Below are 24,429 nucleotides of genomic sequence, written 5' to 3'. Positions count from 1 at the left end.
CAATCCAGAGTGTGACAAGCCGCTCTGGATTGCTTCGCTTCGCTCGCAATGACGATCCCGAACGGAAAAAAGGCCGGTCCGCGCATGGCGAACCGGCCTTTTGAAGCGGGTATCCGGCAGGCTTTAGAAGAGCTTGGTCACCGTTGCGCTGCGGCGTTCCTGTTCGACTTCGCCGGTGTAGAGGCTCGCCATCGGTTCGTCGCTGACGACGTGGATTTCCTCGGCGCCGAAGCCGTTGAACCTGGTCCGCATCGCGCAGCCATAGGCGCCGAGCATGCCGATCTCGATGAAATCGCCCGCCTTGACGTCCGCCGGCAGGAAGAAGGGCCCCGCCATATGGTCGAGGTCGTCGCAGGTCGGGCCGTAGAAGCTGAACGCGGCCATTTCGGCCTCGCTCGCGGCTTCGCGCAGCAGCGTCACCGGGAAGCGCCAACCGACATGCGCGGCGTCGAACAGCGCGCCATAGGCGCCGTCGTTGATGTAGAGCTCGTCGCCGCGGCGCTTTTCGACGCGGACGATCAGCGAGCTGTATTCGGCCGACAGCGCGCGGCCCGGTTCGCACCAGAGCTCGGCCGAATAGCTGATCGGCAGGCTTTCGAAGCTGCGGTGGATCGTGTCGAAATAGGCGCCGAGCGGCGGGGGTTCCATGCCCGGATAGGACGAGGGAAAGCCGCCGCCGACATCGATGATGTCGACCGTCACCGCCGCTGCGACGATCGCGGCGCGGACGCGCTCCATTGCCTGCGCATAAGCGTGCGGCGTCATCGCCTGGCTGCCGACGTGGAAGCAGATGCCGAGCGCGTCGGCGGCCTGGCGGGTCGCCATCAGCAGTTCGGCGACCTCCTCGGGCTCGGCGCCGAACTTGGCGGCGAGGCTGAGCTTCGAATGGTCGGACGAGACGCGCAGGCGCACGAGCAGATTGAGGTCGGCGGCGCCTTCGGTCGCGCGGACGATCTTCTGAAGCTCGTCCATCGTGTCGAGCGAGAAGGTGCGCACGCCATGTTTCCAATAGGCCTCGGAAATCGCTTCCTCGGCCTTTACCGGATGCATGAAGCAGAGCGTCGCCTGCGGCAGGGTGCGCGCGACGAGCCGCACCTCGGCGATCGAGGCGACGTCATAATGGGTGACGCCCGAATCCCAGAGGATGCGCAGCAGGTCGGGCGACGGATTCGCCTTGACCGCATAGAGGGTCGTGCCGGGAAACCGCTCGATGAAGAAACGCGCTGCGCGCGCCGCTGCGTGCGGACGGACAAGCGTAACAGGTTCGACCGGCGAAAGTGCCTGAATCAGCCCGTGGGCGCTATGATGCTGGTGCAACTCAAGGGACCCCCAAAAATAACGTTAAACACAAAGGCTGCCTTGCGGTTATTGGAAGTCCCCCTGGGGCAGCGGGGGCGATATATTGAGGGGGGTCTCCCCTGTAAAGACCCTATCGCGCAATTTTGTAACGCGGCGGCGACACAAGCGCCGAAACGGGGCTGGGTTGCGCCGAAGGGGGAAGAGACAAGCGGCGGTCGCCACGTTAGAACGAGGCATCATTCCATTTGAGGCGATGTCCGGACGAAAGTCGGTGTCTCGCCCTTGGGGAATGGCGCGGCGTCGAGATCCCGGCCTTCGCGGGGATGACGAGGAAAGAGGATATGCGCCCATGGTTTCCCGCGCCGAGGTGAATCACACTTTCACGGACGCCGAACTCGATGAGCTGAAAGCCTTCGGTGCGGTCGAATCGCACCCTGCGGGCGACCTGATCGTCGAGGAGGGCGCAATGGCGCCCGACTGCATCATCACCTTATCGGGGCATACCGATATTTTCGCATCGACCGACGAAGGGCGGAAGCGCGTCGGCTGGATGGAGCGCGGGCAGTTTGCGGGCGACCTGTCGGTGCTGACGGGGCAGCGGCATTTGTCGCGGGTCGAGATGGGTCAGGATGGCGAGATATTGCGCATCGCGCACGCCGATTTCCAGCGCCTGATCGCCGGAAATTCGCACTATTCGGACATTTTCGTGCGTGTGCTGTCGGCGCGGCGCGAGTTCAGCAACCACCGCGGCTTCGCGGCGGTCATCGTGATCGGCGCGGCGATGGACCGGAGCGTCTATACGCTACGCGACCTGCTCGCCAAGCATGGCGTCGCGCACCGCTGGTTCGATCCGGCGGATGGGCCGGTGGCGGCGCATCTGATGGCCGAGCGCGGCCTGGCTGAAGAACAGTTACCCGCGGTCATTCTCGGCGCTGCCGATGTGCTGATCCAGCCGACGCCCGAACAACTCGCCCAGGCGCTGGGCCTCGATCTGCTTCCCGATGGCGCAACCGCCGACGTCATCGTGGTCGGCAGCGGTCCCGGCGGGCTTGCCGCGGCAGTTTATGCGGCGTCGGAAGGGCTGACGGTGATCGCGATCGATTCGCTCGCACCGGGCGGACAAGCCGGAACCTCGTCGAAGATCGAGAATTATCTGGGCTTCCCGACCGGCATATCAGGCAACGAACTGGCGCGACGCGCGACGGTGCAGGCGCAGAAATTCGGCGCGCGCATCGTCGCGCCGGTGCGTGCGGGCGCGCTCGACCGCGACGGCGACGCCTATTGCCTCAGCCTCGCCGACGGACGGCGGCTGCGCTCCCGCGCGGTCGTGATCGCATCGGGCGCGCAATATCAGCGGCTGCCGATCGATGGGATCGAAGCCTATGAGGGACGCGGCATCTTTTATGGCGCGACGCCGATGGAAGCGCAGCTTTGCAGCGATGCCGAAGTGACCGTGGTCGGCGCGGGCAATTCGGCGGGGCAAGGCGCGATCTATCTTGCGAGTGTGGCGAAGAAAGTCCGGGTCGTGTTCCGCCGCGCGAGCCTGCGCGACACCATGTCCGAATATCTGGTCAGGCGGCTCGAGGAGCATCCCAATATCGAGATCATCGCGTCGACCGACGTCGTCGCTCTGCACGGCGAGGAGCGGCTGGGCGGCCTGACCTATCGCTGCCGCGAGACCGGCACCGAAGGGCGGTGCGACTGCAGCTTCCTGTTCCTGTTCATCGGGGCGAGCCCGAACACGCGCTGGTTGCCGCGCGAAATGGTATGCGACGAGCGCGGCTTCGTGAAGACCGGCGCGGACATCGCGCCGCTCGAACTGGTCAAGGCGGGCTGGTCGCTCGACCGGATGCCGAGCCGCTACGAGACGAGCTGGCCGCGCATCTACGCCGTCGGCGACGTGCGCAAGGGGTCGGTGAAGCGCGTCGCCTCGTCGGTGGGCGAGGGATCGGTGGTGGTCAGCGACATCCACCAGGCGCTGGCGGAGATCAGCTCAGCCGCGTCCTGAAATCCTCGTAACCAAATTCGCGGACCAGCTTCAGTTCGTCGGTTTCGCTGTCCCAGAGCCAGATCGACGGCAGCGGGACGCCGTTGAACATGTTCGTCTTGACCATCGAATAATGCGCCTGATCGAGGAAAGCGAAACGCTGGCCGATGCGGGCGCCGCCGGGCAGGCGATAGTCGCCGATCACGTCGCCCGCGAGGCACGACGGGCCGCCGAGGCGCGTCGCCATGCCCTCGCTGCCTTCGTTGAGCATCGCGGGCCGATAAGGCGCCTCGATCACGTCGGGCATATGGCAGGTTGCCGAAATGTCGGTAATGCCTACGGCCATCCCGTTGTCGAACAGGTCGAGAATCTCGCCGACGAGGATGCCCGCGTCGAGCGCGACCGCCTCGCCGGGCTCGATCATCACGTCGCAGTCGGTCGCGGCGCGCACCTGTTTCAGAAAGGCGATCAGATCGTCGACCTGATAATCGGCGCGGGTGACGTGGTGGCCGCCGCCGAAGTTGATCCATTTGAGCTGGCCGAAGAAGGGACGCAGCATCGGCTGCACCGCGTTCCAGGTGCGCTGGAGCGGCGGGAAATCCTGTTCGCACAGGCTGTGCATATGGACGCCGTCGACCCCCTCCATATGCTCGGGGAGCAATTGGGTGACGGGGAAGCCGAGGCGGCTGCACGGCGCCGCGGGGTCGTATTTCGGGGTCTCGCCCTCGCTGTGCATCGGATTGATGCGGAGGCCGATGTCGAACGTCTCGCCCTTTGCCCGCAGTTCGTCGAGCAGCGGGCGGAAGCGCGCGATCTGACCCGGCGAGTTGAAGATGAGATGATCGGACAGCGCCGCGATCGCGGGCAGGTCGGCTTCCTTGTAGCCCGCGCAATAGGTCGCGACCTCTCCGCCATATTCCTCGCGCCCGAGCTTCGCCTCGAAAAGGCCGGAGGCGCAGACGCCGTCGAGATACTCCGCCACGACCGGCCCCAGTGACCACATCGAAAAGGCCTTGAGCGCCGCGAGCACCCGCGCGCCCGACGCATCGCCGATCTGGCGCAGCACCGCCAGGTTGGCGCGAATTTTGGCCGCATCGACGACGAAGGCGGGCGAGGGGACGCGGGTCAGGTCGAAGCGGGCAAAAGCTCCGGGGTCGCCGGCACGGGTTTCCATGTCGTTGTTGTTCCTGTCAGGCCGCGATCGGCCCCTTGAAGATGAAGAACGCCCCCGCCGCTATCAATGCGAAGCCGACGAGATGATTCGCGGTCAGCTTCTCCCCGAGCCAGAAGACCGCGAACCCGGCGAATATGATCAGGGTGATCACTTCTTGCAAGGTCTTGAGTTCGGCGGTGGTGTAGACGCCGTGGCCGATGCGGTTCGCCGGGACCGCGAGGCAATATTCGAAGAAGGCGATGCCCCACGCCATCAGGATCGCCAGCCACGTCGGACGCGAAAGGTCGCCGAGATGGCCGTACCAGGCAAAGGTCATGAAGATGTTCGAGAGGCAGAGCAGAGCGATGGGGGCGAGATAGGCGGTCATCAATGGTCTCTCGACATCCATGTTCTCCGGCGAAAGCCGGAGCCCAGGGCGTCAGGGCCCAAGGCTTGCGCTTTCCATCCCTGGGTCCCGGCTTTCGCCGGAACACACATCACGTATAGTTCGAGTCAGAAATCGAGCGGACCATCCAGTTCTTTCACCTGCCACGGCAGGCCGTGCTTGTTCAGCATGTCCATGAAGGGATCGGGGTCCATCTGCTCCATGTTGAAGACGCCCTTGCCGGACCAGGTGCCCGTCACCATCATCGCGGCGCCGATCATCGCGGGAACGCCGGTGGTGTAGCTGACCGCCTGGTTGCCGGTTTCGGCATAGGCATCCTCATGGTCGCAGATATTGTAGAGGTAGAGCGTCTTTTCCTTGCCGTCCTTGCCGAGGCCGGTGGCGATGACGCCGATGTTGGTCTTGCCCTTGGTCGTCTCGCCCAGGCTCGACGGTTCGGGGAGCACGGCTTTCAGGAACTGCAGCGGGATGATCTCCCTGCCTTCGTAGATCACCGGGTCGATCCGCGTCATGCCGACGTTCTGGAGCACGGTCAGATGCTGGATATAGGCGTCGCCGAAGGTCATCCAGAAACGGATGCGCTTGATCTCGGGCAGGTGGGTCTTCAGGCTTTCGATCTCCTCATGATACATGAGGTACATATTCTTCGGCCCGACCGCTTCGAAGTCGAAGCTCTGCTTCACCGACATCGGCGGGGTTTCGACCCAGTCGCCATTTTCCCAGTGGCGCGCGACCGCGGTCACCTCGCGGATGTTGATCTCGGGATTGAAATTGGTCGCGAAATGCTGGCCGTGGTCGCCGCCGTTGCAATCGAGAATGTCGAGCGTGTCGATGCGGTCGAAATGATGCTTGCGGAGCCAGGTGGTGAAGACGCTCGTCACGCCGGGGTCGAAGCCCGAACCGAGCAGCGCCATGAGGCCCGCTTCCTTGAAACGGTCCTGATAGGCCCATTGCCAGTGATATTCGAACTTCGCCTCGTCGCGCGGCTCGTAGTTGGCGGTGTCGAGATAATGGGCGCCGGTCGACAGGCACGCCTCCATGATCGTCAGATCCTGATAGGGGAGCGCGAGGTTGACGACGTGCGTCGCGCCGATCTGGCGGATCAGCGCGGCGGTCGCGTCGATATGGTCGGCATCGACCTCGGCGGTCTTGATCGTCACGCCGGTGCGTTCCTTGACCGACGCGGCGATCGCGTCGCACTTGAACTTGCGGCGGCTCGCGAGGGTGATGTCGGGGAAGATATCGGCGTTCATCGCCATCTTGTGCACCGCGACCGAACCGACGCCGCCCGCGCCGATCACCAATAGCTTGCTCATCGTGAAAAATCTCCTGTCGCGAACCTGCGCCGCTTGTGATCTATGAGCGGCCCTATAGGACGAAGCCATGACAGAACAAAGCCCCGAAGCCCTGCTCGACCCGGCGCGCGCGCCGACCCTCGCGGGTGTCGAACGCGCGGCGGCGAAAGTCGCTGCCATCCTGCCGCAAACGCCGCTGCTGCCGCTCGAGGTCGATGGGCGGACGATCTGGTGCAAGGCCGAGTGCCTGCAGCCGGTCGGCGCCTTCAAGATTCGCGGCGCCTGGCACCGGCTGACCGATCTGACGCCCGAACAGGCCGCGGCCGGCGTCGTCGGCGTGTCGAGCGGCAACCATGCGCAGGGGGTCGCCTGGGCGGCGAAGCGATTGGGCATCAAGGCGACGATCGTGATGCCCAGCAACGCGCCGGCGATGAAGCTCGCCGCGACGCGGGCGCTAGGGGCGGAGGTCGTGCTTTACGATCGCGTCACCGAATCGCGCGACGCGGTCGCGGCGCGGCTGATCGAGGAGCGCGGCGGAACGCTGGTCCACGCCTATGGCGATCCCTGGATCATCGAGGGGCAGGGGACGGCCGGGATCGAAGCGCGCGCGCAGATGGCGGCGCGCGGGCCGGGCGAGCCCGATCTGGTGGTCGCCTGCTGCGGCGGCGGGGGCTTGTCGGCGGGGCTGGCGCTCGCCTGTCCGGACGCCGAGGTGGTTGCGGTTGAGCCCGAGGGTTGGGACGATGTGACGCGCAGTCTGGCGGCGGGCAAAATTCTGTCGGTCGAGGATATGGCCTGGCCGACCGAATGCGATGCACTCCAGACGCCCGAGACCTGGCCGATCAATTTCGCGGTGCTGCGTGCGCGCGGCGTGCGCGGGGTCGTGGTGACGCGCGATGAAGTGCGCAACGCAATGCGGCTGGCCTTTGAGCGGCTGCACCTTGTCGTCGAACCGGGCGGCGCGGCGGCTTTGGCAGCGATCTTCGCGGGCAAGGTCGACGTTACCGACGCGACGCTGGTCACCCTGTCGGGGGGCAATGTCGATCCGCAGAAGTTCGCCGAGATCATCGCCGGATAGGAAACTTATCGAGCGCGGGGCGTGTTTGACAGGGATAAGGAGACGCGAGATGCAGAAGATCATGATCCTGACGGGCGCCGCGGCGCTGGTGCTGCTGACCGGGTGCGAAAAGGCCGAAGCGCCGGCTCCGGCGCAGACGACGACCACCGAGGTGCCGGTCGAAACCGTTCCCGACGAGACGATGCCCGACGATTCGGCGACCGCGCCGCACCGCTTTGCGGACTGGGCCGGAAAATGGACCGGAGTCGAGGGCATGTATGTGACCATCGCGCCCGCCGAGCCCGGAAAATACAAGCTGGAGATGCAGTCGGACCTCGACACCAAGGGCAGCTATGACGGCGAAGACAGCGAGCATGGCATTAAGTTCAAGCGCGGTGGCGAAGAGCTCTCGCTCCACCGCGGCAGCGGCGACGAGACCGGGCTCAAATATCTGGCGGGCAAGAAGGACTGTCTGATCGTCAAGCCCGGTGAGGGATATTGTCGCGACTAGCCGACAATTCGTTATTCCCGCTTTCTCGGGAATGACGAAGAAGGGGGGGAGGGGCATGAGTGACATCACAAGGGCGGAAGTCGCCCATCAACCGGCGCTGATCGAAACGCTGGCGCAGGCGTTCCAGACCGATCCCGCGCTGTCGTGGATATTGCCCGATCCCGATCATCGTGCGCGTGCCTTGCGGAGCCTGTTCCGGGTGCTGGTGCCGGGTGACAGGCGCGCCGGCGTCGCGCTGCGGTCGCAGGGTGACGAAGCCGCATCGCTGTGGCGCGCGCCGGGGCAGGCGCATAGCGGCATGCTGGAATTTCTGCGCACCGTCGTTCCGCTGGTCGCGACCTTCGGCGCTGCCCTGCCGCGCGGGCTGAAGGTGCAGGGCGGGATCGACGCGCACCGGCCCAAGGGGCGTTTCTGGTATCTCCACTATGTCGGCGTGCGGCCCGACCATCAGGGCAAAGGGCATGGCGGGCGGATCATCCGTGCGCAGACGGCGGTCGCGGACAGTGAAGGGCTGCCGTGCTGGCTGGAGACTGCGACGCCTGCGAACGTGCCGCTCTACGAACGTCTGGGGTTCAAGACGCAAGTCGAATGGGACGTGCTGGGCGGCGGGCCGCACTTCTGGGGCATGATGCGGCCGGCGCCCTCATAACGCTCCCGTGTCCCCGCGAAGGCGGGGACCCATTTCCCGCCGATTCCAGATAGCACCGACCGGAGATGGACCCCCGCCTTCGCGGGGGGACATGGTCTTTTTGTTGAAGCGGTATCCCCGCCCTAATCGCCGAACCCCACGAACCGCACCGCATCCTCGACGCGCTTGCGGTCCGACACCACCGCGTTGGCCGGGAATGCCTCATCGGGCCAGCCCATCGCGACGCAGATCATGATCACCTGATCGTCGGGAATGCGGGCCTGTTCGCGGACGACCGGGCTTTGCATGATGCCCTGGCTGTTGATCACGCAGCCGAGCCCGCGCGACCAGGCGGCGTTGACGAGCGCGTTGGTCACCGCGCCGCAGTCGAAGGGCGCGATGTCGCCGCCGAGCAGGACGCGGTCATAGGTGACGACGATGCTGACCGGCGCGTCGAACTGGCGGAACCCGCGCAGCACCCAGTCCTGCCGCGCGTCCTTGTCGTCGCGCGCAATGCCCATCGCGCCGAACAATTGCTTCGCGATCTCGATCTGTCGGGCGCGATGGTCGTCGGCGATGCCGTCGAAGCGGCGGAACTCGCGGCTGTCGGGCTTGCCCGCCAATATGCCTTCGGTATTCCCCTTGCGGATCGCCTCCAGCGGCGCGCCGGTGACGACCGAGAAATTCCAGCACTGGTTGTTGAAGGAGGAAGGCGCGCGCATCGCGACCCCGATCACTTCGGCGATCAGCTCCTTCGGAACGGGCTTGTCGAGGAAGCCGCGGATCGAGCGGCGCCCCAGAACGACCTCGTCGTAGCGCGGCGCTTCGCTCACGCCGCTTTCTGAAACTCCAGCTCGAGCCGGTCCCAGATCTCGACGAGCGCTTCGGTCAGCTCGCGCATCATCGCCTCGTCATGCGTCGGGCCGGGGGTGAAGCGCAGCCGTTCGGTGCCGCGCGGCACGGTCGGGAAGTTGATCGGCTGGACGTAGACGCCATATTCGGCGAGCAATATGTCGCTGATCTTCTTCGCGCGCACCGGGTCGCCCACCATCAGCGGAACGATGTGCGTCGTCGAATCCATCACCGGCAACCCCGCATCGCGGAAGCTCTGCTTGAGATAGGCGGCAGCGGCCTGCTGCGCGTCGCGCTCGACGCTCGACTGCTTGAGGTGCCGCACGCTGGCGAGCACGCCCGCGACGAGCACCGGCGACAGGCTGGTCGTGAAGATGAAGCCGGGCGCGTAGCTGCGGATGACGTCGATGATATTCTTGTCGGCGGCGATATAGCCGCCCATCACGCCGAACGCCTTGCCGAGCGTTCCCTCGATGATGTCGACGCGGTGCGCCGCCTCGTCGCGGTCGGTGATGCCGCCGCCGCGCGGGCCGTACATGCCGACGGCGTGGACCTCGTCGCAATAGGTCAGCGCGTTATATTTCTCGGCGAGGTCGCAGATCGCATGGATCGGGGCGATGTCGCCGTCCATCGAATAGACGCTTTCGAACGCGATCACTTTCGCCGCCTGCGGATCGTCGGCGGCGAGCAGTTCTTCCAGATGGTCGAGGTCGTTGTGGCGCCACACGCGCTTTTCGCAGCCCGAATTGCGGATGCCCGCGATCATCGAGGCGTGGTTGAGCTCGTCCGAATAGATGATGCAACCGGGCAGCAGCTTGCCGAGTGTGCCGAGCGTCGCTTCGTTCGAGATATAGCCCGAGGTGAAGAGCAGCGCGCCCTCCTTGCCGTGCAGGTCGGCAAGTTCGGCCTCGAGGTCGATGTGATAATGGGTATTGCCCGCGATGTTGCGCGTACCGCCCGCGCCCGCGCCGACGTCGTGCAGCGCCTCTTCCATCGCGGCGACGACCTTGGGGTGCTGCCCCATCGACAGATAGTCGTTCGAGCACCAGACGGTGATCGGCTTCGGCCCGTTGTGGCCCGCGAAGCAGCGCGCGTTCGGAAAGGCGCCCTTGTTGCGCAGGATGTCGATGAAGACGCGATAGCGTCCCTCTTCGTGCAGCCGGTCGATCGCGCGCGCGAAAATATCGTTATAGTTCACGTCTCAGCCCCGCATGTTGGCTTTTGGCGCCGCTCCCTCCGGCGACACAATGGGGGACGCAATACCGCCGAAAAACCGCGAAAGCCAGTGCGAACGATTCGCAGCAGATAGGTCAAATTGTCTCAATGCGGCCGATGCCATAGGGCGCGAGCGCGGCGAGCGGCGGCGGCGGATTGGCGTCGCTGCGCGTGAAGACCGCGATGCCGGGCGCGGCCTCGGCGGGCCAGGGCTGGCCTTCGGTGAGGTGCGCGATGCGCCGCGCGATGCCCGCCGATCCGTCGATCAGCCGCACGTCCGGCCCCGCAGCCGCCTGCAATTCGGCCGACAGCAGCGGGAAATGGGTGCAGGCGAGGACGATGACGTCCATCGCCTCGCCGCCGGGCTGGCTGCGAAGGCCCGCGATGGCGCGTTCGGCGGCGGCCGCATCGACCGGGCGCCCGTTGAGCTTGTTTTCGGCCGCGGCGACGAGCGCGGGACTGCCGTGGCGGAGCACGGTCTTGCGCCCCGCGAACTTCGCGCTGAGGTCGTCGACATAGGGCTGGCGCACCGTCGCTTCGGTGCCAAGGACGCCGATCACGCCGCTTTTCGTCATCTCGGCGGCGGGCTTGATCGCGGGGACGGTGCCGACGATCGGCAGGTCGAGCGCGGCGCGGACATGGGCGAGCGCGATCGTCGAGGCGGTGTTGCAGGCGATCACCGCGAGCCGCGGCTGATAGCGCTCGACGAGCCGTCCGAGCAGCGCGGGAACGCGCGCCGCGAGTTCCTCGTCGCTCTTCTCGCCATAGGGCAGGCCGGCATAGTCGGCGGCATAGACGATCGGCGCGGTCGGCAGCAGCGCACGCGTCGGGCCGAGGACGGTGAGGCCGCCGAGACCGCTGTCGAAGAAGAGGATGGGGGCGTGCGCGGCAGGGGTGGTCATCCGCGCCGGTTAGCAGGCGGCGGGGCGGTGCTCAATCCATGTGCGTCGCCCATCCACATCCTTCGCCCCCGCGCAGGCGGGGGCCGCCGTCGGCTTCGCCTAGCGATGCCGGATAAACTGCAAGCGGCCCCCGCCTGCGCGGGGCGACGAGGGTGGTGGCGGGGGACAACGATGGGCTCATTCGTCCATTCTGGCGATCATCCATCTCGAACCCGTTGATTGCATCGCCCAACATCGCCACACTGTGTCCGAACGGAGCAGGGGGTTTCATGACGATAGTTTTGCTGGTCCTCGGGGGCTATCTGCTCGGCTCGATCCCGTTCGGCGTCATCCTGACGCGTCTGTTCGGCGCGGGCGATTTGCGGCAGATCGGGTCGGGCAATATCGGTGCGACCAATGTGCTGCGCACCGGGCGCAAGGGGCTGGCCGCGGCGACGCTGATCCTCGACGGCGCGAAGGGCGCGGTCGCGGTGCTGCTTGCGCGGCATTTCGTGCCCGGGCTCGGCGCCGACGCCGCGATGATCGCGGGCGCGGCGGCGATGATCGGCCATTGCTATCCGGTCTGGCTGACATTCCGCGGCGGCAAGGGGGTCGCGACCCTGCTCGGCCTGTCGCTGGCGCTTGCCTGGCCGATCGGGGTGATCTTCGCGCTCGTCTGGCTGGGCACGGCGCTGCTCAGCCGCATCTCGTCGCTCGGCGGGATGGCGGGGGCGGTCGCGGCGCCGATCGCTGCGCTCGCGCTCGGGCAGAGCACCTATGCCGTGGGGCTTGCCGCGCTCGCGGTCGTGGTGCTGTGGCGGCATCGTCAGAATATCGCGCGGCTGCGCGCGGGGACCGAGCCGCGGATCGGCGGAAAGAAGGAGGCGTGACCCACGCCGAGCGGATCGCGCGCCTGCGCCTGATCCGCACGCCGAATATCGGGCCGGTAAGCTGGCGCCAGCTCATGCAGCGCTTCGGTTCGGGCGAGGCCGCGCTCGACGCGCTGCCCGATCTGGCGCTCCGCGGCGGCCGCGCGAAGCTGCGGATCGCGTCGGCCGAAGCAGCGGAGCGTGAATGCGAGCGCGTCGCGGACCTCGGGGCGCGGCATCTCTTCGTCGACGACGCCGATTATTCGCCGCTGCTGCGCGCGGTCGAGGGCGCGCCGCCGGTGCTGATCGTGCGCGGCGATAGCGCGATGCTCGCGCGCCCGTGCGTCGCGATCGTCGGCGCGCGCAACGCTTCGGCCATCGCCTGCCGTTTCGCGCGGCAACTCGCCGCCGACCTGGCGGCGCGCGGCGTCACCGTGGTCAGCGGGCTGGCGCGCGGGGTCGATACGGCGGCGCATGTCGGCGCGCTCGGCGGCGCGACCGCGGGCGTGATCGCGAGCGGGATCGACATCGCCTTTCCGCCCGAAAATGCGGCCTTGCAGGAAAAGATCGCTAGCGATCATCTGCTGATCGCCGAACAGCCGCCGGGCACCGAGCCGCTCGCGCGGCATTTCCCCGCGCGCAACCGCATCATCGCCGGGCTCGCGCACGGCACGGTGGTGATCGAGGCGGCGCCGAAATCGGGATCGCTGATCACCGCGCGACGCGCGGGCGATTACGGGCGCGAGGTGATGGCGGTGCCGGGCTCGCCGCTCGATCCGCGCGCGCAGGGCTGCAATCTGCTGATCCGTGAAGGCGCGACATTGATCCAGACGGTCGACGATGTGCTGGAGGCGGTCGGGCCGATCGACACGCGGATGGCGCGCGAGCCGCGGCGCGATTTCGTTCCGGCGGTCGCGGCCGAACCGATGGGCGACGGCGATCGCGACGCGGTGGCGGGTCTGCTCGGCCCGACACCGGTGGCGGTCGACGAACTCGTCCGGCAGTCGGGCCGGCCCGCCGCCGCGGTGCAGCTCGTCCTGCTCGAACTCGAACTGGCGGGGCGGATCGAGCGGCACGCGGGCGCGCGGATTTCGCTGCTGTGATCGCCCGCACTGCCTGCCAAGCCCCGGTAATATAACGACTCGTCCCGGTTCAGCCATCGTTCAGCGGTGCGCCGACAGGTTGATGATATTGTATCTCATGCCGGGGAGATGGATGATGCGAAGCCGATATGTGACAGGTGTGACGATGGTCGCGATGCTGGCCTCGGCACCCGCGCCGCTGCCGGTGGCGATCGCGCAGGCGCGAACCGCCGATGGCCAACAGAGCTTCTGCCGCAACGCCGCTCCACTGCCACGTCTTGGCGCCGAAGCGCCGCCGCGCCAGCAGCAGGACGACAGGCGCTATGTGACGCGAAGCGCCGAACCGGACCGCGCCGAGGTGGAGATCGATGCGCCGCCTCCGCCACCTCCGCCGCCGCCGCCCGCGCCGCCACCACCGCCGGTGATGGCGGCGCCCGTCGAAGCCGATGTCGCGGTCAGCGGATCGGCGGTCGGCGCAAGCGAACGTTCGGTCGTGCGCCCCGGTCCCTATCCGCCGCCGGTGCCGGGCCCCTATCCGCGCCCGCAGCCGCAATCGGGCATCCTCACCGCGGGCGAGCATGACGATCTGCTCAATCCCGAACTCTATGCCGCCTATGTGAACCGCAGCGGCGATCTGGGGCAGGAGGTGCGCGACCTGCCGCGCGTCGACACGATGCGCGTCGTAACCGTCAAGGTGAACGACCGCAGCGGCCAGCCGATCCCCTTCGCCGACATCGTCGTGACCTGCAGCGACGGCAACAGCATCACCATGGCGACGCAGGCCGACGGCAGCGCGGTCTTCTTTCCGGGCCTCGACCGGTTGAGCGATCGGATCACCGTGTCGGCGAAGCAGGCGGGGCGCACCATCGCCGATGCGCGGCCCGTGCTCGTCGCCGATGCGCCGGGCGGCCAGACGGTCGGGCTGACCGCGAACCAGATGGCCACGAAAGCGACGAAGCTCGACCTGATGCTCGTCGTCGACACGACGGGCAGCATGGGCGACGAGATCCGCTATCTTCAGTCCGAACTGCGCTCGATCATTTCGTCGATCAGCGCGAAGCACCGCGATCTCGACATCCGCGTCGGCTTCGTCTTCTACCGCGATCTTGGCGACGATTATGTCACGCGCACCGTCGCTTTCGATCGCGAGATCGGGCGCGCGCAGGGCGTGCTCGCGCAGCAGGACGCGAACGGCGGCGGCGACTATCCGGAAGCGATGGATCAGGCGATGATCCGTGCGGTCGGGCAGGACTGGCGCCCCGATGCGGTGAAGTCGCTGCTGCTCGTCGCCGACGCGCCGCCGCACGACGAGCTGTTCGGGCAGACGTGGGCGGCGGCCGAAGCGGCGCGCGCCAAGCGCATCCATATCACCCCGGTCGCCGCCTCGGGCGTCGCCGACAAGGCCGAATATGCGATGCGCGCGATGGCGGCGGCGACCCAGTCGCGCTATCTGTTCCTGACCGACGACAGCGGAGTCGGCAATCCGCACGCGCCGCCAGCGATCGACTGCTACCTCGTCACCCGCCTCGACGCGCTCGTCCGCCGGGTGATCGACAGCCAGATCAGCGGCCGCCGGATCGAACCGAACGATAAGGAGATCATCCGCAGCGTCGGCAAATATGACGCGGGCAAATGCATCCTGCCCGCCGATTTCCGGTGGCAGAACCAGTAGGGAATTGACTCGCCCCCGCATCTGACCGATGCGGGGGCCGTGGGTTGCTTCGATCAACCTCTCGCTTCGGTCGGTAGGGTCGGCTGGCAGGGGGAGGGGTCGGAGGACATGACCCATGAAAAAATTGCTGTCGGCCGCCGCCGCGCTGGCGCTGCTGACCCAGCCCGCCATCGCATTCGCCAAGGACCAGGAGCCGGTCAAGATATCGGGCCCCGCCAATGCGAAGGGCGTCACTAGCGTCGCGATCGGCGCCTTCAATGTCGGTTTCATCTTCGAATCGATCGACCAGACCGCGGCGTCGGGCGGGCTGATGGGCGCGTTCGGCGGCACGACCAAGGCCAAGAGCGAACTGGTCGGCGTGACGGCGGAGATGATGCAGGCGATCACCGATGCCGCCTATGCCGATTTCGTGTCGCAACTGACCGCGGGCGGCTACACGGTGCAGCCCGCCGCCGACCTGTTCGGCCATGCGATGCTGGCGAAGACGAAATCGCAGGCGGTGCCACTCGACATCAACATCGCACTCGAAAAGGGCAGCAAGGGCAAGGCGACCTATTACAAACCGACCGCGCTTCCCTCGCTGCTGATGGTTCCCGGCGATTTCCTCGGCTCGGGCATAAGCAGCATGGGAATCAACATGGCGGCAGGACAGGCGGTCGGGGCGCTGAACAATTATGCGCGCGACAGCGGGATCGGGGTGATCGACGTCGTCTATCTGATCGATTTCTCGCAGCAGAAGCGCCCCGGCGCGTTCAGCTTCGGCGGGCTGCAGGTCAACAGCGCGCTGTCGGTCAGCGCCGACTATTCGCGCATGACGCTGATCGCGCCTAGCGGCAAGCAGGTGGTGATCACCGTCAAGGCGCCGGTCGCGGTCGAAGGCGAGTTCATCGAAAAAAGCGACGCGTCGAGCGGCACCGACAAGGCATTGCAGTCGGGCGCGAACGTCGCGGGCGGCGTCGCCGCGGCGATGGGATTCGGCGGGCTTCGTTTCGGCAAGACGCGTAAGTTCGCCTTCACCGCCAAGCCCGGCAATTACGAGGAGGGCGCCGCGAAGGCCGCGAGCCTCGCGAGCGAGATGCTGTTGGGGCGACGATATCTTCCAAATCCCTCTTGACGGGGAAGCCGAACCCCCGCCACCCTCGCGCGTACGTACGTAAGCGTTTTCGGGGATCATATTTTCAATGCAATTGGTGATTGTGGAATCGCCCGCCAAGGCGAAGACGATCGAGAAATATCTCGGCCGTGATTTCAAGGTGCTGGCAAGCTATGGCCATGTTCGCGACCTGCCGCCCAAGGACGGCTCGGTCGACCCGGACGACGGCTTTGCGATGCAGTGGCAGCTTTATCCCGACAAGGCGAAGCGGCTGAAGGATATTCAGGACGCGGCGAAGCAGGCCGATCGTCTGATCCTCGCGACCGACCCCGATCGCGAGGGTGAGGCGATCAGCTGGCATGTGCAGGAATTGCTGCGCAGCAAAAAGGCGCTGCCGCAAACCGTCGATCGCGTGACCTTCAACGCGATCACCAAGCAGGCGGTGACCGATGCGATGGCGCATCCGCGCGCGCTCGACGACGATCTGATCGACGCCTATCGCGCGCGCCGCGCGCTCGACTATCTCGTCGGCTTCACGCTGTCGCCGGTGCTGTGGCGCAAGCTGCCCGGGGCGAAATCGGCGGGCCGCGTCCAGTCGGTGACGCTGCGCATGATCGTCGAGCGCGAGCGCGAGATCGAGGCGTTTGTTGCGCAGCAATATTGGTCGGTGACCGGGTTGTTCGAGATGGGCGGCACGCCCTTCAAGGCGCGCCTCGCGCGCTGGCGCGGCGACAAGATCGAGCGGCTGTCGATCGGCACCGAGGCCGACGCGCGCGCCGCCGAAGCCGACGTCAAGGCCGGGCATTTCACCGTCGATGCGGTCGAGACCAAGCCGCTGACGCGCAACCCGCCGCCGCCGTTCACCACCTCGACTCTGCAACAGGAGGCCGCGCGTAAGCTGGGTTTTTCGGCCAGCCACACGATGCGCGTCGCGCAGGACCTCTATGAGGACGGCGCGATCACCTATATGCGAACCGATGGCGTCCAGATGGACGGCAGCGCGATCAGCGCCGCGCGCCGCGCGATCGCCGACCGCTACGACGGCGGCTATGTCCCCGACAAGCCGCGGCAATATCAGACCAAGGCGAAGAATGCGCAGGAAGCGCACGAAGCGATCCGCCCGACCGATTTCGGCAAGGACAAGGTCGGCGGCGGCGATCATGCGCGCCTTTACGAACTGATCTGGAAGCGCGCGCTGGCGAGCCAGATGGCGTCGGCGCGGCTCGAACGCACCAGCGTCGACCTGTCGGACGGCACCGGCAAGACCGTGCTGCGCGCGACGGGGCAGGTGGTGAAATTCCCCGGCTTCCTCGCGCTCTACGACGAAGGCCGCGACGACAGTTCGGACGACGAGGATTCGCGCCTGCTCCCCGCGATGAGCAAGGGCGACGCACCTGCGAAGACCGGCGTCGAGGTCGAAAAGCACGAAACCCAGCCGCCGCCGCGCTATTCCGAAGCGAGCCTCGTCAAGAAGATGGAGGAACTCGGCATCGGGCGCCCGTCGACCTATGCCTCGATCCTGCAAGTGCTCAAGGACCGCGCCTATGTGCGCGTCGAGAAGAACCGCTTCCTTCCCGAGGAGAGCGGGCGGCTGCTGACGGCGTTTCTCGAACGTTTCTTCAATCGCTATGTCGAATATGATTTCACCGCCGGGCTCGAGGAAGAACTCGACGATGTGTCGGGCGGGCGGGCTCAGTGGCAGGCGGTGCTCGACCGTTTCTGGCGCGATTTCAAGCCGCGCACCGGCGAGGTGATGGAGCAGAAGCCGTCGGAGATCACCGCGGCGCTCGACGAATTTCTCGGCCCTTATCTCTTTCCCGACAAGGGCGACGGCAGCGACCCCAGGCTCTGCCCCAATTGCGGCACCGGGCGGCTTGCGCTGCGCGGCGGCAAGTTCGGGCCGTTCATCGCGTGCAGCAATTATCCCGACTGCAAATATACCCGCAAGTTCGCGCAGCCTGGCGGCAACGGTGAGGCCGACACCGGGCCGGAGGCGATGGGCACCGACCCCGAAAGCGGGCTGGAAGTGACCAAGCGCAGCGGGCGTTTCGGTCCCTATATCCAGCTCGGCGAGGGCAAGGAGGCGAAGCGCTCGTCGATCCCGAAGGACATTCCGGCGGAGGATTTCGATCTCGATTATGCGCTGCGGCTGCTGAGCTTGCCGCGCGAGGTCGGGGTGCATCCCGAAAGCGGCAAGCCGATCCTCGCGGGACTGGGGCGCTATGGTCCCTATCTGCTGCATGACGGCAAATATGGGAAGCTGACCGGCACCGCCGAAATCTTCGACATCGGGATGAACGCCGCGGTCGTCCGCATTGCCGAGGCCGCGAACGGCGGCGGGCGCGGGCGGGCCAAGGTCGAACCGCTCAAGACGTTCGGCGCGCACCCGACGAGCGGCGGCGAGATGAAGCTGATGGCCGGGCGCTTCGGCCCCTATGTGACCGACGGCACGACCAACGCGACGCTGCCCAAGACGATCGAGCCCGACGCACTGACCGAAGAGGAAGCGATCGCGCTGATCGACGCGCGCGCGGCCAAGGGGCCGGCGAAGGGCAAAAAGAAGGCGGCGCCGAAGAAAAAGGCCGCCGCCAAGAAGGCTCCGGCGAAAAAGAAGGCGGCGAAGGAATAATTCCGAAACCCGGCGTCGCCCCCCGCGCAGGCGGGGGCCGCAGTCGGTCTTATTCTTCGCCGCTGCGCAAACCTCCAGCGGCCTCCGCCTGCGCGGGGGCGACGGCTGTCCCTCGCCGGGATGACGATTATATTCCGGTATGTTAGGGTGCCGCATCGGGAGGTATTTCGATGCGCCGCTTGCTTGCCGCCTTGTTCGCCGTCTTCGTCGTTCTGGCCGCGCCGGCCTCGGCCCAACCCTCACGCTATCTGATCTCGGCCGATCCGATGCAGGACGCGCCGCCCGGCGTGCAGGCGTGGCGAGTGCAATATTGGACAACGGGCGGGGGCGGCCAGCGCTTCGCGGTCACCGGCATCGTCGCCGCGCCGATGGAAGCGATCCCGCCGCGCCCGCGCCGCGTCATCGCCTGGACGCACGGCGCGTGGGGCGTCGCGGAGAAATGCGCGCCCTCGCTCAGCCCTAATTTCTTCGATTATACAGCGGGAATGGACGCGGTCCGCCACGGCTATGTCGTGGTCGCGCCCGACTATATCGGCCTGGCCAGCCCGACGATGCACCCGTTCCTCGTCGGCCCCGACACGGCGAATGCGGTGCTCGACGCGGTGCGCGCGGCGCGCGAGATTCCGGGCGCGGCAGCGGGCAGTAGCTTCGCCGTCTGGGGCGAATCGCAGGGCGGCCATGCGGCGCTCTGGACCGCCGTATCGGCGCGCGCCTACGCGCCCGACCTGACGCTCGTCGGCACCGCCGCCGCCGCGCCGCCCACCGACCTCGCCGCCAATCTGCGCGACGGCAGCGACAAGACGGCGCGGGCGCTGCTGCTATCTTTCGCGCTTCATAGCTGGTCGACGCTATATGGTTTTCCGCTCGACGGCATCACCAATCGCGCGAACCAGGGGATCATCCACCGTCTCGCCGAGAATAATTGCGTCAGTTTCAACAAGAAGCCGAAGCTCGGCACGATCCTCGGCATCCTGACGATCGCCCGCGCGACCAAGAACAAGGACATCGCCCGGATCGAGCCCTTCGGCTCCTTCGCGCGCGCCAACAGCGTCGATCCGGCGCGCGTTCCGGGGCCGCTGCTGATCGCGCAGAGCAGCAAGGACACGATCGTCGCGCCCGCGGTGACGCGCAAATTCGCGAAAGCGGTCTGCCGTCGCGGCACCGGCGTGCGCTGGATCGAGATGACCGGCGACCATGGCACGAGCGCCAGGGATAGCGCGGCCGAGACGATCGCCTGGATCGGTGCGCGTTTCGACGGGCAGCCTCCGCCGAACGACTGCCGGCGGATTTAGCGCGATGCGCTAACCCGCGCAGGGCGGATCGGCGGGGCGGAAGTCGTGCTGGCTTACATTGTCGTGGCGGACGAGGCGGATTTTCGAGCCGCGGTGGCAGGGCGTGCCGTTCGGCAGCACGACCACGGCCTCCTGCGCTTCGCCGAGGCGCACGGTCGCGCGCGATTTGTCGCCGACCCGGTCGATGCGCTCGACCTCGCCGCTCACGAGGTGATCCTTGTTTTCGCGCGCGATCAGATTGCGTTCGGTAAGGACGATCAGCACCGCGGCGATCGCCAGATACCACATCCAATATTTGAGGACGCCGCGCAGGCGGTCGGCAGGGGTGTTGAACGGATCGTGCGCCATCTTGCTTCCCCTCAATCGACCCAGTCGAGGCCCATGTCGCGATAGACGCCGCGGTCCTCGTCCCAGTTTTCCTTGACCTTCACGTGCAGGAACAGGTGAACCTTGCGGCCCATCAGCTCGGTCAGTTCGGCGCGCGCGCGGGCGCCGATTTCCTTGATCCGGCTGCCGCCCTTGCCGAGCACGATCGCGCGCTGGTTGTCGCGCGCGACGAAGATCTGCTGGTGGATTTCGGCGCTGCCGTCGGGGCGCGTCTTGAACAGCTCGGTCTCGACCGTCGACTGATAGGGGAGTTCCTCGTGGAGTTGACGGTAAAGCTGCTCGCGGGTGATCTCCGCCGCCAGCATCCGCTCGGGCGCGTCGCTGACCTCGTCCTCGGGGAAATGCCACGGCCCCTCGGGCATCAGCGCGGCGAGATGCGCCTTGAGTTCGGGCACGCCGTCGCCGCTGCTCGCGGCGATGAAGAAGGTCTCGTCGAACGCCAACCGCGCGTTGAGCTCGGTCGCGATGGTGAGCAGCTTGTCCTTGCGGGTCAGATCGACCTTGTTGAGGACGAGGAACTTCTTCTCGGGCCGGTTCGCGACGCCTTCGAGCACGCGCTCGACGCGGCCGGTGAGCTTGGCGGCGGCATCGACCATGACGAGGATCGCCTCGGCCTCCTCCAGGCTCCCCCACGCGGCGGCGACCATCGCGCGGTCGAGGCGCCGGGTCGGGGCGAAGATGCCCGGCGTGTCGATCAGGACGATCTGCGCGTCGTCCGCCATCGCGACGCCCATCAGCCGGGTGCGCGTCGTTTGCGCCTTGGGGCTGACGATAGCGACCTTCTGGCCGACGAGCGCGTTGACGAGCGTCGACTTGCCCGCGTTGGGGGCGCCGACGACGGCCACGAAGCCGCAGCGCTGGGTCATTTCGCTTCTTCCTGTGTCAATCGTTCGAGCAGCGCGGTCGCGGCGGCCTTTTCGGCTGCCTGCTTCGACGCGCCTTCGCCCTCGGCCTCGGCGAGCTTGCCGACCGCGACCGCGACGCGAAAGCGCGGGGCATGGTCGGGGCCTTCGCGGCGGACGAGGCGATATTCGGGGGGCTTGCGCTTGCGGGCGAGCGCCCATTCCTGAAGCGCCGCCTTGGGATGCTTGGGCGCGGCGACCTGGCCGTCGATCATGTCGCCCCACTTGGCGACGATGAAGGCGCGCGCGGCTTCCTCGCCGAGGTCGAGCCAGATCGCGCCGAGCAACGCCTCCAGAACATCGGCGGCGATATTGTCGCTGTGTCGCCCGCCGTCGCCGATCGCCTGGCTGCCGAAATGGACGTGCGCGTTGAGGTCGAGCCGCTGCGCGATCGCCGCGCAGGTTTCCCCCGACGCCAGCGCGTGGAGCCGCGACGACAACTCGCCCTCGGCCGCTTTCGGGAAGCGGCGGAAGAGTTCGGACGCGATCACCAGTCCGAGCACGCGGTCGCCCAGAAATTCGAGCCGCTGATAATCGCCCGCGCCGCTGCTGCCATGAGTCAGCGCCTCATGGTAAAGCGCGAGGTCGCGGGGTTCGGCACCGGTCAGGGCCGCGATCGTCGCCGCGGACGGCCGTTCGCTCAAAAGCCTTCCCCGATACGGCTCCAGCGCGCCGCGGTGAACCAGCTGATCGGATTGAACCAGCTTGCCGAGCCGTCGGTCGAGAACATGCCGACGAGCGCGTGGCCGACGAGATTCTTTTCGGGGACGAGGCCGATGCCGCCATTCTCTTCCGCCGGGAAACGGCTGTCGGCGCTACGGTCGCGATTGTCGCCCATCAGGAACAGATGTCCCTCCGGCACGGTGACCAGGGGGGTGTTGTCCTGCGCGATCGACGTGATGTCGAGGATCGCATAGCTTTTGCCGCTGGGCAGCGTTTCCTTGAACTGCGGGTAGCGGCACTCGCGCTGGCCCGCCGCGGTGACTTCCTCGAACTGCGGGGCATAGCAGGGCAGGGTGCCGGTGGTGCGCGACGCGTCGATCATGTTCTGCGTCACCGGGATGACGAAATCGGCCATCGGCTCGCGCTTCAGCGGCTTGCCGTTCAGCCAGACGATACCGTCGCGGACCTGGACCGTGTCGCCGGGAAGCCCGATCACGCGCTTGATATAATCATTGTCGTTGACCGGCGGCGCCTTGAACACGACGACGTCGCCGCGATCGGGCGTGCGCGCGAAGATGCGGCCCGGAATCAGCGGCACGCTGAACGGCAGGCTGTATTTCGAATAGCCATAGGCCATTTTGTTCACGAGCAGATAGTCGCCGATGAGCAGGCGTGGCTGCATCGATTCCGACGGAATGTTGAAGGGCGACAGGAAAAAGCTGCGGAAAATCAGCACCGCGACCGCGAGCAGCGCAAGAAAACGGATCGTGTCGACCGCCTCTTCCCTGGCCGAGAGGGGCGTGGGTTCGGGCTTGGCCGGGCTGGGGTCGGTCGCGGGCGAATTATCGGCGGTAAAGCTGGCGTCGGTCATGCCGCGCATTGGCGACGAATAGGTCTGCACGTCAAGCGAATATCGGCGGATGGCGCTGGCGCGGGGACCGCGGCGGGCTTATGAAAGTCCCGATCAAGGACATAAGGAAGCACCGATGACCACCCCCTCCGAAGCGTGGCAAGCGCTCGCCGGCTGGCAGCCGCAGACCCTCTCAGACCTCGTCGCCGCCGACCCCGGGACGCGGCTCGATGCACTGGTGCGAAGCGTCGCCGACATCCGGTTCGACTTCGCCAAGACCCACCTCGACGATCGCGCGGTTGCGATCCTGGCCGGCCTTGCCGAGGCGCAGGATTTCACAGGTCGTCGCAAGACACTGTTTTCGGGCGGCATCGCCAACCCGACCGAAAACCGCGCCGCCGAGCATAGTGCCGAGCGTGGCGAAGGGGCGCCTGAATCCGTCCATATCGCGCAGGCGCTGCACCAGCGGATGCGGATGATGATCGACGCGATCGAGGCGGGCGCCTTCGGCGAAATCCGCCACCTGCTCCATATCGGCATCGGCGGCTCGGCGCTCGGCCCCGACCTGCTCGTCGATGCGCTGGGGCGGCACAGCGGGCGCTATGACGTCGCGGTCGTCTCCAACGTCGACGGTGCGGCGCTGGCCGAAGCCTTCGCGAAGTTCGACCCCCAATATACGCTCGTCGCTGTCGCCTCGAAAACCTTCACCACGACCGAGACTTTGCTCAACGCCAATTCGGCGCTGCAATGGCTGGACGAGGCAGGCGTCGCCGATCCGCTCGGTCGCTTCGTCGCGCTCACCGCCAATCCCGGCAAGGCGATGGAGTGGGGGATCGACGAGACGCGCATCCTGCCGTTCAGCGAGACGGTCGGCGGGCGCTATTCGCTCTGGTCGTCGATCGGCTTTCCCGCGGCGCTCGCGCTCGGCTGGGATGCCTTCGCCGACCTGCTCGAGGGGGCGGCCGAGATGGACCGGCATTTCCGGCTGACCGACGGCGCGGACAATATCTGCCTGCTCGCGGCCTTCGCCGATCAGCTCTATACCAACCGGCTCGGCTGTCAGACGCGCGCGGTCTTTGCCTATGACGAAAGGCTGCGGCTGCTGCCCGCCTATCTGCAACAACTCGAAATGGAATCGAACGGCAAGTCGGTGACGCTGGACGGCGCGCCGCTCGGCCGCCAGAGCGCCGCGATCACCTGGGGCGGCGTCGGCACCGACGCGCAGCACGCGGTGTTCCAACTGCTCCATCAGGGCACGCATCTGACCCCGGTCGAATTCGTCGTCGCGCGCGAGCCCGACCATCTGCTCGACGACGCGCATCATGAAACGCTCGTCGCCAACTGCATCGCGCAGGGCGCGGCCTTGATGACGGGGCGTGCGAGCGACGATGGCGCGCGCGCCTATCCGGGCAATCGCCCCTCGACGACGATCCTGCTCGACCAGGTCAGCCCACGCAGCCTGGGGGCGCTGATCGCCTTCTACGAGCATCGCGTTTTCGCCAATGCGGTGCTGCTCGGCATCAATCCGTTCGACCAGTTCGGCGTCGAGCTGGGCAAGGAAATGGCGAAGGGGCTGGCCGAGGGAACGGTGGAGTTCGACCCCGCGACGCAGGCGCTGATGCAAGCAGCGTTGGGGGAATAGCCAACATCCGTCATTGCGAGCGAAGCGAAGCAATCCAGAGCGGTTTACGCGAGCTCTGGATTGC

The 24,429-nt window shown here is 66.7% G+C and carries 22 protein-coding genes; 11 read left to right on the top strand and 11 right to left on the bottom strand.

Features of this window, described 5'->3' with window-relative positions; genetic code table 11:
- Positions 1-123 precede the first annotated feature (123 nt).
- Positions 124-1,317 carry a type III PLP-dependent enzyme gene (locus tag OJI97_RS16825; protein WP_297665394.1) on the bottom strand — a complete coding sequence of 398 codons (1,194 nt, stop codon included), beginning with the start codon at positions 1,315-1,317 and terminating at the stop codon, positions 124-126.
- Positions 1,318-1,648: 331 nt separating this feature from the next.
- Here OJI97_RS16825 and OJI97_RS16820 point away from each other — a divergent pair, with 331 nt between their 5' ends.
- Entirely contained in the window at positions 1,649-3,307 is a 1,659-nt protein-coding gene (locus OJI97_RS16820) for an FAD-dependent oxidoreductase (protein ID WP_297665392.1), read from the top strand.
- On the opposite strand, the gene OJI97_RS16815 is transcribed toward OJI97_RS16820, so the two are convergent.
- From OJI97_RS16815 to OJI97_RS16805, 3 genes are all read right to left on the bottom strand, one after another.
- Entirely contained in the window at positions 3,288-4,460 is a 1,173-nt protein-coding gene (locus tag OJI97_RS16815; RefSeq protein ID WP_297665390.1) for a carboxynorspermidine decarboxylase, read from the bottom strand. The genes OJI97_RS16820 and OJI97_RS16815 overlap by 20 nt on opposite strands.
- A gap of 16 nt (positions 4,461-4,476) precedes the next feature.
- Positions 4,477-4,827 (bottom strand): DMT family protein, encoded by a 351-nt coding sequence (locus OJI97_RS16810; RefSeq protein ID WP_297665389.1) that lies wholly within the window; start codon positions 4,825-4,827, stop codon positions 4,477-4,479.
- Positions 4,828-4,952: 125 nt separating this feature from the next.
- Positions 4,953-6,161: a saccharopine dehydrogenase family protein gene (locus tag OJI97_RS16805; RefSeq protein WP_297665387.1), complete on the bottom strand. Its 1,209-nt coding sequence runs from the start codon at positions 6,159-6,161 to the stop codon at positions 4,953-4,955.
- 67 nt (positions 6,162-6,228) lie between these two features.
- On the opposite strand from OJI97_RS16805, the gene OJI97_RS16800 reads away from it, so the two are divergent.
- From OJI97_RS16800 to OJI97_RS16790, 3 genes are read left to right on the top strand one after another with little or no spacing between them, the layout of a single operon-like run.
- On the top strand, positions 6,229-7,218 hold the full coding sequence (locus OJI97_RS16800; RefSeq protein ID WP_297665385.1) for a threonine/serine dehydratase: 990 nt from the start codon (positions 6,229-6,231) through the stop codon (positions 7,216-7,218).
- Positions 7,219-7,267: 49 nt separating this feature from the next.
- On the top strand, positions 7,268-7,708 hold the full coding sequence (locus tag OJI97_RS16795) for a hypothetical protein (protein ID WP_297665383.1): 441 nt from the start codon (positions 7,268-7,270) through the stop codon (positions 7,706-7,708).
- A 55-nt stretch (positions 7,709-7,763) separates the two neighbouring features.
- A complete protein-coding gene (locus tag OJI97_RS16790) occupies positions 7,764-8,357 on the top strand; it encodes a GNAT family N-acetyltransferase (protein WP_297665381.1) in 594 nt (197 codons plus the stop codon).
- Positions 8,358-8,479: 122 nt separating this feature from the next.
- Here OJI97_RS16790 and OJI97_RS16785 read toward each other — a convergent pair whose 3' ends face one another.
- From OJI97_RS16785 to murI, 3 genes are all read right to left on the bottom strand, one after another.
- On the bottom strand, positions 8,480-9,169 hold the full coding sequence (locus tag OJI97_RS16785) for a nitroreductase (RefSeq protein WP_297665379.1): 690 nt from the start codon (positions 9,167-9,169) through the stop codon (positions 8,480-8,482).
- The gene (gene hemA / locus OJI97_RS16780) at positions 9,166-10,386 is read right to left on the bottom strand and encodes a 5-aminolevulinate synthase (RefSeq protein WP_297665378.1); all 1,221 of its coding nucleotides are present in this window, start codon (positions 10,384-10,386) and stop codon (positions 9,166-9,168) included. Before hemA ends, OJI97_RS16785 begins: the two co-directional genes overlap by 4 nt.
- 112 nt (positions 10,387-10,498) lie before the next feature.
- On the bottom strand, positions 10,499-11,305 hold the full coding sequence (gene murI, locus OJI97_RS16775; RefSeq protein WP_297665376.1) for a glutamate racemase: 807 nt from the start codon (positions 11,303-11,305) through the stop codon (positions 10,499-10,501).
- Between the two features lie 269 nt (positions 11,306-11,574).
- Between murI and plsY the strand changes: the two genes are divergently transcribed.
- The 6 genes from plsY to OJI97_RS16745 all read left to right on the top strand — a co-directional run bounded on the left by plsY (position 11,575) and on the right by OJI97_RS16745 (position 19,921).
- Entirely contained in the window at positions 11,575-12,174 is a 600-nt protein-coding gene (plsY, locus tag OJI97_RS16770; protein ID WP_297665374.1) for a glycerol-3-phosphate 1-O-acyltransferase PlsY, read from the top strand.
- On the top strand, positions 12,171-13,256 hold the full coding sequence (gene dprA / locus OJI97_RS16765) for a DNA-processing protein DprA (protein WP_297665372.1): 1,086 nt from the start codon (positions 12,171-12,173) through the stop codon (positions 13,254-13,256). Before plsY ends, dprA begins: the two co-directional genes overlap by 4 nt.
- Positions 13,257-13,371: 115 nt before the next feature.
- Complete coding sequence (locus OJI97_RS16760) at positions 13,372-14,907, top strand: VWA domain-containing protein (RefSeq protein ID WP_297665370.1); 1,536 nt, start codon at positions 13,372-13,374, stop codon at positions 14,905-14,907.
- A 115-nt stretch (positions 14,908-15,022) separates the two neighbouring features.
- Positions 15,023-16,021: a hypothetical protein gene (locus OJI97_RS16755; protein WP_297665368.1), complete on the top strand. Its 999-nt coding sequence runs from the start codon at positions 15,023-15,025 to the stop codon at positions 16,019-16,021.
- Between the two features lie 67 nt (positions 16,022-16,088).
- A complete protein-coding gene (gene topA / locus OJI97_RS16750) occupies positions 16,089-18,629 on the top strand; it encodes a type I DNA topoisomerase (protein WP_297665366.1) in 2,541 nt (846 codons plus the stop codon).
- Positions 18,630-18,799: 170 nt separating this feature from the next.
- Entirely contained in the window at positions 18,800-19,921 is a 1,122-nt protein-coding gene (locus tag OJI97_RS16745; protein WP_297665364.1) for a lipase family protein, read from the top strand.
- A gap of 9 nt (positions 19,922-19,930) precedes the next feature.
- Here OJI97_RS16745 and OJI97_RS16740 read toward each other — a convergent pair whose 3' ends face one another.
- The 4 genes from OJI97_RS16740 to lepB are packed head-to-tail and all read right to left on the bottom strand — an operon-like array spanning position 19,931 to position 22,744.
- Positions 19,931-20,269: a TOBE domain-containing protein gene (locus tag OJI97_RS16740; RefSeq protein ID WP_297665363.1), complete on the bottom strand. Its 339-nt coding sequence runs from the start codon at positions 20,267-20,269 to the stop codon at positions 19,931-19,933.
- A gap of 11 nt (positions 20,270-20,280) precedes the next feature.
- Positions 20,281-21,174 carry a GTPase Era gene (gene era, locus OJI97_RS16735; protein ID WP_297665362.1) on the bottom strand — a complete coding sequence of 298 codons (894 nt, stop codon included), beginning with the start codon at positions 21,172-21,174 and terminating at the stop codon, positions 20,281-20,283.
- Positions 21,171-21,854, bottom strand: a complete 684-nt coding sequence (rnc, locus tag OJI97_RS16730) for a ribonuclease III (RefSeq protein WP_297665360.1) — start codon at positions 21,852-21,854, stop codon at positions 21,171-21,173. Before rnc ends, era begins: the two co-directional genes overlap by 4 nt.
- On the bottom strand, positions 21,851-22,744 hold the full coding sequence (gene lepB, locus OJI97_RS16725) for a signal peptidase I (protein ID WP_297665358.1): 894 nt from the start codon (positions 22,742-22,744) through the stop codon (positions 21,851-21,853). The genes rnc and lepB overlap by 4 nt, the downstream gene beginning before the upstream one ends.
- A gap of 115 nt (positions 22,745-22,859) precedes the next feature.
- On the opposite strand from lepB, the gene pgi reads away from it, so the two are divergent.
- Positions 22,860-24,365, top strand: coding sequence for a glucose-6-phosphate isomerase (gene pgi, locus OJI97_RS16720; protein WP_297665356.1), 1,506 nt, complete (start codon positions 22,860-22,862; stop codon positions 24,363-24,365).
- Positions 24,366-24,429: the final 64 nt, after the last annotated feature.

It is taken from the genome of Sphingopyxis sp. (genome assembly GCF_025869345.1).
Classification (GTDB): domain Bacteria; phylum Pseudomonadota; class Alphaproteobacteria; order Sphingomonadales; family Sphingomonadaceae; genus Sphingopyxis.
This window is presented reverse-complemented; position numbering and strand designations above follow the sequence as displayed.